The sequence below is a fragment of the Citrobacter sp. 50677481 genome, from assembly GCF_001463265.1.
Lineage (GTDB): Bacteria > Pseudomonadota > Gammaproteobacteria > Enterobacterales > Enterobacteriaceae > Citrobacter_A > Citrobacter_A sedlakii.
Window position 1 is genome coordinate 97,656 of the sequence record NZ_LNHZ01000070.1, and the last position, 13,553, is coordinate 111,208.

A 13,553-nucleotide genomic window follows, 5' to 3' on the forward strand; every position below is an offset into this window, starting at 1 on the left:
GCCCCCTACAGGAATGTTTAAGAGGTATAACAAATGCAAGCTATTCCGATGACCTTACGCGGCGCAGAAAAACTGCGCGAAGAGCTGGATTTTCTGAAATCTGTACGCCGCCCTGAAATTATCGCCGCTATCGCTGAAGCGCGTGAACACGGCGATCTCAAAGAGAATGCGGAATATCACGCCGCGCGTGAGCAGCAAGGGTTTTGCGAAGGCCGCATCAAAGATATCGAAGCGAAACTGTCGAATGCGCAGGTGATCGACGTTACAAAAATGCCTAACAACGGTCGCGTGGTTTTCGGTGCGACGGTCACCGTGCTGAATCTTGATAACGATGAAGAGCAGACCTGGCGCATCGTGGGCGATGATGAGGCCGACTTTAAACAAAACCTGATTTCGGTGAATTCGCCGATTGCCCGCGGTCTGATTGGCAAAGAGCAGGATGACGTTGTGGTCATCAAAACGCCGGGCGGCGAAGTTGAGTATGAGATCACCAGGGTCGAATACCTGTAAGAATTTCCCAATACTCAAGATGTTGATGTATTGTAAAGAAAGGAAAAAGGCCGCATAGCGGCCTTTTATCAACGAACAGAGCGTGGCATTTTGCTCTCCTGCCAGCGGAAAATCCCTCGTTTTACACAGAATTTGTGTTCAACGTCAGGATATTCTTAGCGCGGCAGCGAGATTTTACGTTCTTTACTTGGGCGATAAAGCACCAGCATTTTACCGATGACCTGTACGTTACAGGCGCCGGTTTCGCGCACGATAGCGTCCACGATCAAGGTTTTGGTTTCGCGATCTTCTGATGCGATTTTCACCTTGATAAGTTCATGGTGCTCTAACGCTTGTTCAATCTCGGCCAGTACCCCTTCGGTCAAACCATTATTGCCAAGCATAACGACCGGCTTGAGCGGATGTGCCAGACCTTTCAGGTGCTGTTTTTGTTTAGTACTCAGATTCATCGTATATTTTTGCTTACGTTGGGATTGAAAACGGGTCATTCTACCGCCATCTCCCATATATCACCAAATAGTGCGTTGAAATTTACGCCGTATGGCAACGATGTTCTGCCCGGATGGGAAAGTTAAATGACAGGTAAAAAGCGTTCTGCCAGCTCGAGTCGCTGGCTTCAGGAACACTTTAGCGATAAATATGTTCAAGAGGCACAGAAAAAGGGGTTACGTTCCCGTGCCTGGTTTAAACTTGATGAAATACAGCAAAGTGACAAACTCTTTAAGCCGGGAATGACGGTTGTCGATCTCGGTGCCGCGCCAGGAGGCTGGTCACAGTATGTGGTCTCGCAAATTGGCGGCAAAGGCCGCATCATCGCTTGCGATCTTTTACCTATGGATCCTATTGTTGGTGTGGACTTTCTTCAGGGCGACTTTCGTGATGAACTAGTGATGAAAGCGCTGCTGGAACGCGTGGGTGACAGTAAAGTACAAGTTGTCATGTCAGATATGGCACCAAACATGAGCGGAACACCGGCGGTGGACATCCCCCGCGCCATGTACCTGGTGGAACTGGCGTTAGAAATGTGTCGTGATGTGCTAGCGCCGGGTGGAAGTTTTGTAGTGAAGGTGTTCCAGGGCGAAGGTTTCGATGAGTACCTAAGGGAAATTCGCTCCCTGTTTACGAAGGTGAAAGTTCGTAAGCCGGACTCTTCTCGCGCACGTTCGCGTGAAGTGTATATTGTAGCGACCGGGCGTAAACCATAACTGGTCGATTTCAGACGAAAGTTTGAAAGACGCTGGATATAGAGTATCCTGACGCTGTTTTTAACACAGTTGTAATAAGAGGTTAATCCCTTGAGTGACATGGCGAAAAACCTAATACTCTGGCTGGTCATTGCCGTTGTGCTGATGTCAGTATTCCAGAGCTTTGGGCCCAGCGAGTCTAATGGCCGTAAGGTGGATTACTCTACCTTCCTGCAAGAGGTCAACAACGACCAGGTTCGTGAAGCACGTATTAACGGACGTGAGATCAACGTTACCAAGAAAGATAGTAACCGTTACACGACCTACATTCCGGTTAACGATCCGAAGCTGCTTGATAACCTGCTGACGAAAAACGTCAAGGTTGTGGGTGAACCACCGGAAGAGCCGAGCCTGCTGGCTTCTATCTTTATTTCCTGGTTCCCGATGCTGCTGTTGATCGGTGTCTGGATCTTCTTCATGCGTCAGATGCAGGGCGGCGGTGGCAAAGGCGCCATGTCGTTTGGTAAGAGCAAAGCGCGCATGCTGACGGAAGATCAGATCAAAACCACCTTTGCCGACGTAGCAGGTTGTGACGAAGCGAAAGAAGAAGTCGGTGAACTGGTTGAATACCTGCGCGAGCCGAGCCGTTTCCAGAAACTGGGCGGTAAAATCCCGAAAGGCGTTCTGATGGTGGGGCCGCCGGGTACCGGTAAAACCCTGCTGGCGAAAGCCATCGCCGGTGAAGCGAAGGTACCGTTCTTTACCATTTCCGGTTCTGATTTCGTGGAAATGTTTGTTGGTGTCGGTGCGTCTCGCGTACGTGACATGTTCGAACAGGCCAAGAAGGCGGCGCCGTGCATTATCTTCATCGATGAAATCGACGCCGTAGGCCGCCAGCGTGGCGCAGGCCTGGGTGGCGGTCACGATGAACGTGAACAGACGCTGAACCAGATGCTGGTTGAGATGGACGGCTTCGAAGGTAACGAAGGTATTATCGTTATCGCGGCGACAAACCGTCCGGACGTTCTTGACCCGGCGCTGCTGCGTCCAGGCCGTTTTGACCGTCAGGTCGTGGTGGGGCTGCCGGATGTGCGCGGTCGTGAACAGATCCTGAAAGTCCATATGCGTCGCGTGCCGTTGGCGCCGGATATCGATGCGGCCATCATTGCCCGCGGTACGCCTGGCTTCTCCGGTGCGGACCTGGCGAACCTGGTGAACGAAGCGGCCCTGTTTGCTGCGCGAGGCAACAAGCGCGTGGTCTCCATGGTTGAATTCGAAAAAGCGAAAGACAAAATCATGATGGGTGCGGAACGTCGCTCCATGGTGATGACGGAGGCGCAGAAAGAATCGACCGCTTACCACGAAGCTGGCCATGCGATCATCGGTCGTCTGGTGCCGGAACACGATCCGGTGCATAAAGTGACGATTATTCCGCGCGGTCGTGCGCTGGGTGTGACCTTCTTCCTGCCTGAGGGCGACGCGATTAGCGCCAGCCGCCAGAAACTGGAAAGCCAGATTTCGACGCTTTACGGTGGTCGTCTGGCAGAAGAGATCATCTACGGTGTTGAACACGTTTCTACCGGCGCGTCAAACGACATCAAAGTGGCGACCAACCTGGCGCGTAACATGGTGACCCAATGGGGCTTCTCGGAAAAACTCGGTCCGTTGCTGTATGCGGAAGAAGAGGGTGAAGTGTTCCTTGGTCGAAGCGTCGCGAAAGCCAAACACATGTCCGATGAAACCGCGCGTATCATCGACCAGGAAGTGAAAGCGCTGATTGAACGTAACTACAATCGTGCGCGTCAGCTTCTGAACGATAACATGGACATCCTGCACGCAATGAAAGATGCGCTCATGAAATACGAGACCATCGATGCGCCGCAGATTGATGACCTGATGGCACGCCGTGACGTTCGCCCGCCAGCTGGCTGGGAAGAACCCGGTTCTAACAATTCTGACAACAATGGCACCCCGCGTGCGCCGCGTCCGGTTGATGAACCCCGTACGCCGAACCCGGGCAATACCATGTCAGAGCAGTTAGGCGACAAATAAGTCATACCATTGTTGATGACTGCGCGTTAATGAAAACCCTGGGGCTTGCTCCGGGGTTTTTTATGATTTCATACCAGGGATAACATTATGCAACTCTTCGCCCAGGGCACTTCACTTGATCTTAGCCATCCGCATGTGATGGGCATTCTCAATGTCACCCCAGACTCCTTCTCTGACGGTGGAACGCATAACACGCTGATCGAGGCCGTGAAGCATGCGAATCTGATGATTAACGCCGGTGCCACCATCATTGATGTTGGTGGCGAATCAACGCGTCCTGGCGCGGCTGATGTCAGTGTGGAAGAGGAATTGCAGCGGGTGATTCCGGTTGTTGAGGCGATTGCGCAGCGTTTTGAAGTCTGGATTTCAGTGGATACATCGAAGCCGGAGGTGATCCGCGAATCAGCCAGAGTGGGCGCTCACATCATTAACGACATCCGCTCGCTTTCTGAACCCGGTGCGCTGGAAGCCGCAGCGGAAACCGGTTTGCCCGTTTGCTTAATGCACATGCAGGGGCAACCGAAAACCATGCAGCAGGCGCCGAAATATGACGACGTTTTCGCTGAAGTTAATCGCTACTTTATTGAGCAGATAGCACGTTGTGAAAGGGCGGGTATCGCAAAAGAGAAATTGTTACTCGACCCGGGATTCGGTTTCGGTAAAAATCTCTCCCACAACTATACATTACTGGCGCGTTTATCTGAGTTTCATCATTTTAATCTGCCGCTGTTGGTGGGAATGTCGCGCAAATCGATGGTGGGCCAGTTGCTCAACGTCGGGCCTTCAGAGCGACTGAGCGGCAGCCTGGCCTGCGCGGTAATTGCGGCCATGCAGGGAGCGCAGATCATTCGTGTCCATGACGTCAAAGAAACCGTAGAAGCGATGCGTGTGGTCGAAGCCACATTGTCCGCAAAGGAAAACAAACGCTATGAGTAACCGTAAATATTTTGGTACCGATGGAATCCGTGGTCGCGTTGGCGACGCCCCGATCACCCCTGATTTCGTGCTTAAACTGGGATGGGCGGCCGGTAAAGTGCTCGCGCGCCACGGCTCCCGTAAAATCATCATCGGTAAAGATACGCGTATTTCCGGTTACATGCTGGAGTCGGCCCTGGAAGCGGGACTGGCGGCGGCGGGCTTATCCGCCTCATTTACCGGCCCGATGCCGACACCCGCCGTGGCATACCTGACGCGCACTTTCCGCGCAGAGGCTGGCATTGTGATATCAGCGTCGCACAATCCGTTCTATGACAACGGTATTAAGTTCTTTTCTATTGATGGCACCAAACTGCCGGATGCGGTGGAAGAAGCCATTGAAGCAGAAATGGAAAAGGAGATCACCTGCGTGGACTCCGCTGAACTGGGTAAAGCCAGCCGTATTGTGGACGCCGCAGGACGCTATATTGAGTTCTGCAAAGGCACATTTCCAAATGAACTGAGCCTGAATGAGTTAAAAATTGTTGTCGATTGCGCGAACGGCGCGACCTACCACATCGCGCCCAACGTGTTGCGCGAGCTGGGCGCAAAGGTCATTGCGATTGGCTGTGAACCGAACGGCGTTAATATTAACGAAGAAGTGGGCGCGACGGATGTGCGTGCTCTGCAGGCGCGCGTTGTCGCGGAAAAAGCCGACCTGGGGATTGCTCTGGACGGTGACGGTGACCGCGTGATCATGGTTGACCATGAAGGCAATAAAGTCGATGGCGATCAGATCATGTATATCATCGCCCGTGAAGCGTTGCGTCAGGGACAATTACGCGGCGGCGCCGTCGGTACGCTGATGAGCAACATGGGGCTGGAGCTGGCGCTCAAACAGTTGGGCATTCCGTTCACCCGTGCCAAAGTAGGCGACCGCTACGTGCTGGAAAAAATGCAGGAAAAAGGCTGGCGTATCGGTGCGGAAAACTCCGGGCACGTCATTCTGTTGGATAAGACCACCACGGGCGACGGCATTGTGGCGGGACTGCAGGTATTAGCGGCAATGGTGCGTAACCATATGAGTCTTCACGATCTCTGCAGCGGCATGAAAATGTTCCCGCAGATCCTGGTTAACGTGCGCTATACCGCCGGCAGCGGCGATCCGTTGGAAAACGAAACCGTGAAGGCGATCACGGCGGATGTGGAAGCGGCGTTGGGCAACCGCGGTCGCGTGCTGTTACGTAAGTCAGGCACCGAGCCGTTAATCCGCGTGATGGTGGAAGGCGAGGACGAAGCCCAGGTCACTGAATTCGCTCACCGTATCGCAGAGGCTGTAAAGGCGGTGTAAAGGTCCTTTTTACTGCATAAAAAGGCGGCAAATGCCGCCTGTTGCAGGTAGAAATGGCATGCTTTTGCTGTTTTTTTCCGCAGTTGATACAATGGCCTAAAATTGCCCTTGCGAAGGCCATTCGCTTTGGTTAGTATTCACACCCGCTTCAGTGGGAAACAGTAGCTTATCCCACTTTATTGGTTTGAAGCATTGGTATGCGGCAACTCCGCAAGGAACAGGTTGATTATGTACGAAGCTCTTTTGGTAGTTTTCCTTATTGTGGCAATTGGCCTCGTCGGTCTGATCATGCTGCAGCAAGGTAAAGGCGCTGATATGGGAGCCTCCTTCGGAGCAGGCGCTTCCGCTACGCTGTTTGGTTCAAGTGGTTCTGGTAACTTCATGACCCGAATGACGGCTGTGCTGGCGACGTTGTTCTTCATCATCAGTCTGGTGCTGGGCAATATCAACAGCAATAAGACCAATAAAGGAAGTGAGTGGGAAAATCTGAGCGCGCCGGCGAAAACCGAGCAGACTCAGCCCGCGGCACCGGCTAAGCCGACCAGCGATATCCCACAATAAGATTTTCGTGCCGAGGTGGTGGAATTGGTAGACACGCTACCTTGAGGTGGTAGTGCCCAATAGGGCTTACGGGTTCAAGTCCCGTCCTCGGTACCAATATTCCGAAAGAAAGACGCTGAAAAGCGTCTTTTTTTTCGTCTTTTATTTATGACTCTTGCCGTCTGTGGTCATTTGCCTGCCGAATAGTGGTTGCGCCGATATTCAACATTATTCACGAAGCCTGATGGCGCCACGCTTATCCGGCATACAGGGTGACGCCACGTATAAAAAAGGCCGCAAACGCGGCCTGGTGGAAAGCATCTTTTCAGATCACTTCGCTTTATTTTCCAGATTCTCTACCTGCGGCAGACCGGTCGCGGAAGAGGCGGTGAGCAAGCCAGACTGCGCATAGCCAAACAGCTTCTCACGGGTGTCGGTGATATCCAGATTACGCATAGTTAACTGACCGATACGATCGTCCGGTGAGAATACAGAGTCACCTTTTTCCATCGTCAGGCGTTCCGGTTTGTAGGTCAGATTCTCTGAAACGGTATTGAGGATGGAATAATCATTACCGCGGCGCAGTTCCAGCGTGACTTCACCGGTGATCTGGCTGGCGACCCAGCGTTGCAGACCGTCACGCAGCATCAGCGCCTGTGAGTCAAACCAGCGGCCCTGATACAGCAGGCGGCCCAGCTGACGTCCGTGCGCATGATATTGCTCAATAGTGTCTTCATTATGAATGCCAGTCAGCAAACGTTCGTAGGCGATATGCAGCAGCGCCATCCCCGGGGCTTCATAAATACCGCGACTTTTCGCTTCAATGATACGGTTTTCAATTTGATCGCTCATGCCCAGACCATGACGGCCGCCGATACGGTTCGCTTCCAGCATCATCTCCACATCGTCGCTAAACGTTTTGCCGTTCAGCGCCACCGGATGCCCCTGTTCGAAACGTACGGTGACTTCTTCCGCCGGGATTTTCACGTTTTCGTCCCAGAACTTCACGCCCATGATCGGATTAACGATCTTCACGCTGGAGTTCAGAAACTCGAGGTCTTTGGCTTCGTGCGTCGCGCCGAGCATATTGGAGTCCGTGGAATACGCCTTTTCGACAGACATTTTGTAGTCGAAGCCGCAGGCGATCATAAATTCAGACATCTCGTGACGACCACCCAGCTCATCAATAAAGTCGGTGTCCAGCCACGGTTTGTAAATCTGTAGCTCAGCGTTGGTCAGCAGACCGTAGCGGTAAAAACGCTCAATATCGTTTCCTTTATAGGTGCTGCCGTCACCCCAGATGTTCACGCCGTCTTCTTTCATCGCGGCAACCAGCATGGTGCCGGTTACTGCGCGGCCCAGTGGCGTGGTATTAAAATAGGTCAGGCCGCCAGTGGTGTTATGAAATGCGCCACACTGAATCGCCGCGATACCTTCGGCAACCAGCTGTTTACGGCAGTCAATCAGGCGAGCGTTCTCTGCACCGTATTCCATTGCGCGACGAGGAATCGCATCGTAATCGTCCTCATCTGGCTGACCCAGATTCGCAGTATATGCATATGGGACAGCCCCTTTTTGTCGCATCCACAGCAGTGCTGCGCTGGTGTCCAGTCCGCCGGAAAAAGCGATACCAATACGTTGACCTGCCGGAAGATGCTTGAGAATCGTCGTCATAAAATAAAACCCTGCTTGATAGACTGATGGTGAGATCGGCTTTCTGCTCTTATTGCATTTTTATGCAAAATAAATGAGTTTTCATTTAAACATCTTTTTCGCAAGACAGGAAGTGTTTCATGCGTTTTTCCACCATTCGCGCCGATGGCGTGTCGCGAGAGGATGCTGTTAACAAGGTTGACACAATGGGGGAGTAATCAATATAATAGCTGCAGATTTTACGTCCCGTCCTCGGTACCAAATCCCAGCAGTATTTGCATCTTTTACCCAAAACGAGTAAAATTTGCCACGTTTCAGGCGCGGGGTGGAGCAGCCTGGTAGCTCGTCGGGCTCATAACCCGAAGGTCGTCGGTTCAAATCCGGCCCCCGCAACCACTTTCCCTTAGAGTTCTTTTTCAAATATACTGTGAAGACTTAGGCCTTCGTAGCTGGATTTGAAAAAAATTCTTTCGGAAGGTTCTCCAGACCGCAGTTGCGGTTATAGGGTTCAGTTATCTAAAGCCCCGATTTATCGGGGTTTTTTGTTATCTGACTACAGAATAACTGGGCTTTAGGCCCTTTTTTTATGTCTTGGGGGTGGGCTTGTCCACATTAGAGCAAAAATTAACAGAGATGATTACAGCGCCAGTTGAAGCCTTAGGTTACGAGCTGGTCGGCATCGAATTTATTCGCGGTCGCACATCCACACTGCGCATCTATATTGATAGTGAAGATGGCATCAATGTTGATGATTGTGCTGATGTGAGCCATCAGGTGAGCGCTGTACTGGACGTAGAAGATCCGATCACGGTGGCGTATAACCTGGAAGTCTCCTCACCGGGGCTCGACCGTCCGATGTTCACTGCTGAACACTACGCGCGTTTCCTGGGTGAAGACGTTTCGCTGGTACTCCGCATGGCGGTACAGAACCGCCGTAAATGGCAGGGCGTGATTAAAGCGGTGGATGGTGAAATGATTACCGTCACAGTCGAAGGAAAAGATGAAGTGTTCGCGCTGAGTAATATCCAGAAGGCGAACCTGGTTCCCCACTTTTAACAGTCTGGATTGAGGTGAAAAGCCCGCGATGAACAAAGAAATTTTGGCTGTTGTTGAAGCCGTATCCAACGAAAAGGCGCTGCCACGCGAGAAGATTTTTGAAGCGCTGGAAAGTGCGCTGGCTACAGCAACTAAGAAAAAATATGAACAAGAGATCGACGTTCGCGTAGAAATCGATCGTAAAAGCGGTGATTTCGATACCTTCCGTCGCTGGCTGATTGTTGAAGAAGTAACCCAGCCGACGAAAGAGATTACGCTCGAAGCGGCGCGTTTTGAAGACGAAAGCCTGAACCTGGGCGACTACGTTGAAGATCAGATCGAATCTGTCACCTTTGACCGTATCACCACCCAGACGGCAAAACAGGTTATCGTACAGAAAGTACGTGAAGCCGAACGCGCGATGGTTGTCGATCAGTTCCGTGAACACGAAGGTGAAATCATCACCGGCGTAGTGAAGAAAGTGAACCGCGACAACATCTCACTGGATCTCGGAAATAATGCTGAAGCCGTGATCCTGCGTGAAGATATGCTGCCGCGTGAAAACTTCCGTCCGGGCGACCGTATCCGCGGCGTACTGTATGCAGTCCGTCCGGAAGCGCGCGGTGCGCAGCTGTTCGTTACCCGCTCCAAACCGGAAATGCTGGTCGAATTGTTCCGCATTGAAGTGCCGGAAATTGGCGAAGAAGTGATCGAAATTAAAGCGGCGGCTCGCGATCCGGGTTCCCGTGCGAAAATCGCGGTGAAAACCAACGACAAGCGTATCGACCCGGTCGGCGCCTGCGTAGGTATGCGCGGCGCGCGCGTTCAGGCGGTGTCGACCGAACTGGGCGGCGAGCGTATTGATATCGTTCTGTGGGACGATAATCCGGCGCAGTTCGTCATTAACGCAATGGCGCCTGCTGACGTCGCGTCTATCGTGGTGGATGAAGACAAACACACCATGGATATCGCCGTCGAAGCGGGTAATCTGGCGCAAGCGATTGGACGTAACGGTCAGAACGTCCGTCTGGCTTCGCAACTGAGCGGCTGGGAACTCAACGTAATGACCGTTGATGACCTGCAGGCAAAACATCAGGCTGAAGCCCACGCCGCCATCGATACCTTCACCAAATATCTCGATATTGATGAAGAGTTCGCAACAGTTCTGGTTGAAGAAGGTTTCGCAACCCTGGAAGAGCTGGCCTACGTGCCAATGAAAGAACTGCTGGAAATCGACGGCCTTGACGAGCCGACCGTTGAAGCGCTGCGCGAGCGCGCTAAAAACGCACTGACCACTCTGGCGCTGGCCCAGGAAGAAAGCCTCGGTGATAACAAACCGACTGACGATCTGCTGAATCTCGACGGTATGGATCGTGAACTGGCCTTCAAACTGGCTGCCCGTGGTGTTTGTACGCTGGAAGATCTCGCCGAACAGGGCATTGATGATCTGGCTGATATCGAAGGGTTGACCGACGAAAAAGCCGGAGAGCTGATTATGGCTGCCCGTAATATTTGCTGGTTCGGTGACGAAGCGTAATAAACTGTAGCAGGAAGGAACAGCATGACAGATGTAACCGTAAAAACGCTGGCCGCAGAGATACAGACCTCCGTGGAACGCCTGGTACAGCAATTTGCTGATGCCGGTATCCCGAAGTCTGCTGATGACTCTGTGTCCGCACAAGAAAAACAGACCTTACTGGCGCACCTGAACCGTGAAAACGGTTCAGGCCCGGATAAGCTGACGCTGCAACGTAAAACGCGTAGCACCCTGAACATTCCTGGTACCGGTGGAAAAAGCAAATCGGTACAAATCGAAGTCCGCAAGAAGCGCACATTTGTGAAACGCGACCCGCAAGAGGCTGAACGTCTCGCCGCGGAGGAGCAAGCGCAGCGTGAAGCGGAAGAGCAAGCCCGTCGTGAGGCAGAAGAAGCAGCCAAACGCGAGGCGCAACAAAAAGCTGAACGTGAGGCCGCAGAACAAGCTAAGCGTGACGCCGCTGAAAAAGCGAAACGTGAAGCTGCGGAAAAAGACAAAGTGAGCAATCAACAGACTGACGATATGACCAAAACCGCCCAGGCCGAAAAAGCCCGCCGTGAAAATGAAGCTGCTGAGCTGAAGCGTAAAGCGGAAGAAGAAGCGCGCCGCAAGCTTGAAGAAGAAGCGCGTCGCGTAGCGGAAGAAGCTCGCCGTATGGCGGAAGAAAACAAATGGACGGATAACACTGAGCCGACTGAAGACACCAGTGATTATCACGTCACCACTTCTCAGCATGCCCGCCAGGCTGAAGACGAGAACGATCGTGAAGTTGAAGGGGGCCGTGGCCGCGGTCGCAACACGAAAGCGGCCCGTCCGGCGAAGAAAGGCAACAAGCACGCTGAGTCTAAAGCCGATCGCGAAGAAGCGCGCGCAGCGGTTCGTGGCGGTAAAGGCGGCAAGCGTAAAGGTTCCGCGTTGCAGCAGAGCTTCCAGAAGCCAGCGCAAGCCGTTAACCGTGACGTTGTGATTGGCGAAACCATCACCGTTGGCGAACTGGCGAACAAGATGGCGGTGAAAGGCTCTCAGGTCATCAAAGCGATGATGAAACTGGGCGCAATGGCCACCATTAACCAGGTCATCGACCAGGAAACCGCGCAGCTGGTTGCCGAAGAGATGGGCCACAAAGTGATCCTGCGTCGTGAAAACGAGCTGGAAGAAGCGGTAATGAGCGACCGTGACACCGGCGCAGCGGCTGAACCGCGCGCACCGGTAGTGACCATCATGGGTCACGTTGACCACGGTAAAACCTCCCTGCTGGACTACATCCGTTCCACGAAAGTGGCCTCTGGCGAAGCGGGCGGCATTACCCAGCACATCGGTGCGTACCACGTTGAAACCGACAACGGCATGATCACCTTCCTGGATACCCCGGGTCACGCCGCGTTTACCTCCATGCGTGCGCGTGGCGCCCAGGCAACGGATATTGTGGTTCTGGTTGTTGCCGCAGACGACGGCGTGATGCCGCAGACCATCGAAGCTATCCAGCACGCGAAAGCGGCGGGTGTGCCGGTGGTGGTTGCAGTGAACAAAATCGATAAGCCGGAAGCAGATCCGGATCGCGTGAAGAATGAACTGTCCCAGTACGGCATTCTGCCGGAAGAGTGGGGCGGTGAAAGCCAGTTCGTCCACGTGTCGGCAAAAGCCGGTACGGGCATCGACGAGCTGCTGGATGCGATTCTGCTGCAAGCCGAAGTACTTGAGCTGAAAGCGGTACGTAAAGGCATGGCGAGCGGCGCGGTCATCGAATCCTTCCTGGATAAAGGACGTGGCCCGGTTGCTACCGTTCTGGTTCGCGAAGGTACCCTGCATAAAGGCGATATTGTGCTGTGTGGCTTCGAATATGGCCGCGTTCGTGCGATGCGTAACGAACTGGGTCAGGAAGTGCTGGAAGCGGGTCCGTCGATTCCGGTGGAAATCCTCGGTCTGTCCGGCGTACCGGCTGCGGGTGATGAAGTGACCGTGGTGCGTGACGAGAAGAAAGCGCGTGAAGTTGCACTGTACCGTCAGGGCAAATTCCGTGAAGTCAAACTGGCGCGTCAGCAGAAATCGAAACTCGAGAACATGTTCGCCAACATGACCGAAGGCGAAGTTCACGAAGTGAATATCGTGCTGAAGGCCGACGTACAGGGCTCTGTGGAAGCGATCTCCGACTCCTTGCTGAAACTGTCTACTGACGAAGTGAAAGTGAAGATCATCGGTTCCGGCGTGGGCGGTATCACCGAAACCGACGCGACCCTGGCGGCAGCATCCAACGCGATTCTGGTTGGCTTCAACGTACGTGCCGATGCGTCTGCGCGCAAAGTGATCGAAGCGGAAAACCTGGATCTGCGTTACTACTCCGTCATCTATAACCTGATCGACGAAGTGAAAGCGGCGATGAGCGGTATGCTGTCTCCGGAACTGAAACAGCAGATTATTGGTCTGGCTGAAGTGCGTGATGTGTTCAAATCACCGAAATTCGGTGCGATCGCGGGCTGTATGGTTACCGAAGGGACCATCAAACGTCACAACCCGATCCGCGTTCTGCGCGACAACGTGGTTATCTACGAAGGCGAGCTGGAATCCCTGCGCCGCTTCAAAGATGACGTCAACGAAGTCCGGAACGGTATGGAATGTGGTATCGGCGTGAAGAACTACAATGACGTTCGCGTCGGCGATATGATCGAAGTGTTCGAGATTATCGAGATCCAACGTACCATCGCGTAATCTTCGTCGTCTTTCGGGCCGCAACTGCGTTGGCTACGAGTGCTCACCCCGGTCACATAGTTATCTATGC

General features: G+C 53.2%; 11 protein-coding genes and 2 tRNA genes. 11 read left to right on the top strand and 2 right to left on the bottom strand.

Going from position 1 to position 13,553, the window contains the following annotated elements; genetic code table 11:
* The first annotated feature begins 33 nt into the window (after positions 1-33).
* Entirely contained in the window at positions 34-510 is a 477-nt protein-coding gene (gene greA, locus APU02_RS20380; RefSeq protein ID WP_042291859.1) for a transcription elongation factor GreA, read from the top strand.
* A 155-nt stretch (positions 511-665) separates the two neighbouring features.
* Here greA and yhbY read toward each other — a convergent pair whose 3' ends face one another.
* Positions 666-959 carry a ribosome assembly RNA-binding protein YhbY gene (gene yhbY, locus APU02_RS20385; protein WP_042292049.1) on the bottom strand — a complete coding sequence of 98 codons (294 nt, stop codon included), beginning with the start codon at positions 957-959 and terminating at the stop codon, positions 666-668.
* A 126-nt stretch (positions 960-1,085) separates the two neighbouring features.
* On the opposite strand from yhbY, the gene rlmE reads away from it, so the two are divergent.
* The 6 genes from rlmE to APU02_RS20415 all read left to right on the top strand — a co-directional run bounded on the left by rlmE (position 1,086) and on the right by APU02_RS20415 (position 6,669).
* Positions 1,086-1,715, top strand: coding sequence for a 23S rRNA (uridine(2552)-2'-O)-methyltransferase RlmE (gene rlmE, locus APU02_RS20390; RefSeq protein ID WP_042291855.1), 630 nt, complete (start codon positions 1,086-1,088; stop codon positions 1,713-1,715).
* Between the two features lie 99 nt (positions 1,716-1,814).
* Positions 1,815-3,746 (top strand): ATP-dependent zinc metalloprotease FtsH, encoded by a 1,932-nt coding sequence (ftsH, locus tag APU02_RS20395; RefSeq protein ID WP_042291851.1) that lies wholly within the window; start codon positions 1,815-1,817, stop codon positions 3,744-3,746.
* Positions 3,747-3,833: 87 nt separating this feature from the next.
* Positions 3,834-4,682, top strand: coding sequence for a dihydropteroate synthase (gene folP / locus APU02_RS20400; protein ID WP_060571064.1), 849 nt, complete (start codon positions 3,834-3,836; stop codon positions 4,680-4,682).
* Complete coding sequence (gene glmM, locus APU02_RS20405; RefSeq protein WP_042291845.1) at positions 4,675-6,012, top strand: phosphoglucosamine mutase; 1,338 nt, start codon at positions 4,675-4,677, stop codon at positions 6,010-6,012. The genes folP and glmM overlap by 8 nt, the downstream gene beginning before the upstream one ends.
* 228 nt (positions 6,013-6,240) lie before the next feature.
* On the top strand, positions 6,241-6,573 hold the full coding sequence (secG, locus tag APU02_RS20410) for a preprotein translocase subunit SecG (protein WP_042291843.1): 333 nt from the start codon (positions 6,241-6,243) through the stop codon (positions 6,571-6,573).
* Between the two features lie 9 nt (positions 6,574-6,582).
* Positions 6,583-6,669: transfer RNA gene (locus tag APU02_RS20415), tRNA-Leu, on the top strand.
* A gap of 213 nt (positions 6,670-6,882) precedes the next feature.
* On the opposite strand, the gene argG is transcribed toward APU02_RS20415, so the two are convergent.
* Positions 6,883-8,226 (bottom strand): argininosuccinate synthase, encoded by a 1,344-nt coding sequence (gene argG / locus APU02_RS20420; protein ID WP_042291839.1) that lies wholly within the window; start codon positions 8,224-8,226, stop codon positions 6,883-6,885.
* Positions 8,227-8,524: 298 nt separating this feature from the next.
* Between argG and APU02_RS20425 the strand changes: the two genes are divergently transcribed.
* The 4 genes from APU02_RS20425 (at position 8,525) to infB (ending at position 13,483) form a co-directional block, all read left to right on the top strand.
* Positions 8,525-8,601 (top strand) — tRNA-Met (locus APU02_RS20425).
* Positions 8,602-8,808: 207 nt separating this feature from the next.
* Positions 8,809-9,261: a ribosome maturation factor RimP gene (rimP, locus tag APU02_RS20430; protein WP_042292047.1), complete on the top strand. Its 453-nt coding sequence runs from the start codon at positions 8,809-8,811 to the stop codon at positions 9,259-9,261.
* A gap of 28 nt (positions 9,262-9,289) precedes the next feature.
* Positions 9,290-10,777, top strand: a complete 1,488-nt coding sequence (gene nusA / locus APU02_RS20435; protein ID WP_042291836.1) for a transcription termination factor NusA — start codon at positions 9,290-9,292, stop codon at positions 10,775-10,777.
* 24 nt (positions 10,778-10,801) lie between these two features.
* Complete coding sequence (gene infB, locus APU02_RS20440; protein ID WP_042291835.1) at positions 10,802-13,483, top strand: translation initiation factor IF-2; 2,682 nt, start codon at positions 10,802-10,804, stop codon at positions 13,481-13,483.
* Positions 13,484-13,553 lie beyond the last annotated feature (70 nt).

Bases quoted from the DNA above. Each gene is read 5' to 3' on its own strand.
- folP (WP_060571064.1), top strand. From the start codon at position 3,834: ATGCAACTCTTCGCCCAGGGCACTTCACTTGATCTTAGCCATCCGCAT.
- infB (WP_042291835.1), top strand. From the start codon at position 10,802: ATGACAGATGTAACCGTAAAAACGCTGGCCGCAGAGATACAGACCTCC.
- rlmE (WP_042291855.1), top strand. From the start codon at position 1,086: ATGACAGGTAAAAAGCGTTCTGCCAGCTCGAGTCGCTGGCTTCAGGAA.
- glmM (WP_042291845.1), top strand. From the start codon at position 4,675: ATGAGTAACCGTAAATATTTTGGTACCGATGGAATCCGTGGTCGCGTT.
- argG (WP_042291839.1), bottom strand. From the start codon at position 8,226: ATGACGACGATTCTCAAGCATCTTCCGGCAGGTCAACGTATTGGTATC.
- greA (WP_042291859.1), top strand. From the start codon at position 34: ATGCAAGCTATTCCGATGACCTTACGCGGCGCAGAAAAACTGCGCGAA.
- ftsH (WP_042291851.1), top strand. From the start codon at position 1,815: ATGGCGAAAAACCTAATACTCTGGCTGGTCATTGCCGTTGTGCTGATG.
- nusA (WP_042291836.1), top strand. From the start codon at position 9,290: ATGAACAAAGAAATTTTGGCTGTTGTTGAAGCCGTATCCAACGAAAAG.
- secG (WP_042291843.1), top strand. From the start codon at position 6,241: ATGTACGAAGCTCTTTTGGTAGTTTTCCTTATTGTGGCAATTGGCCTC.
- yhbY (WP_042292049.1), bottom strand. From the start codon at position 959: ATGAATCTGAGTACTAAACAAAAACAGCACCTGAAAGGTCTGGCACAT.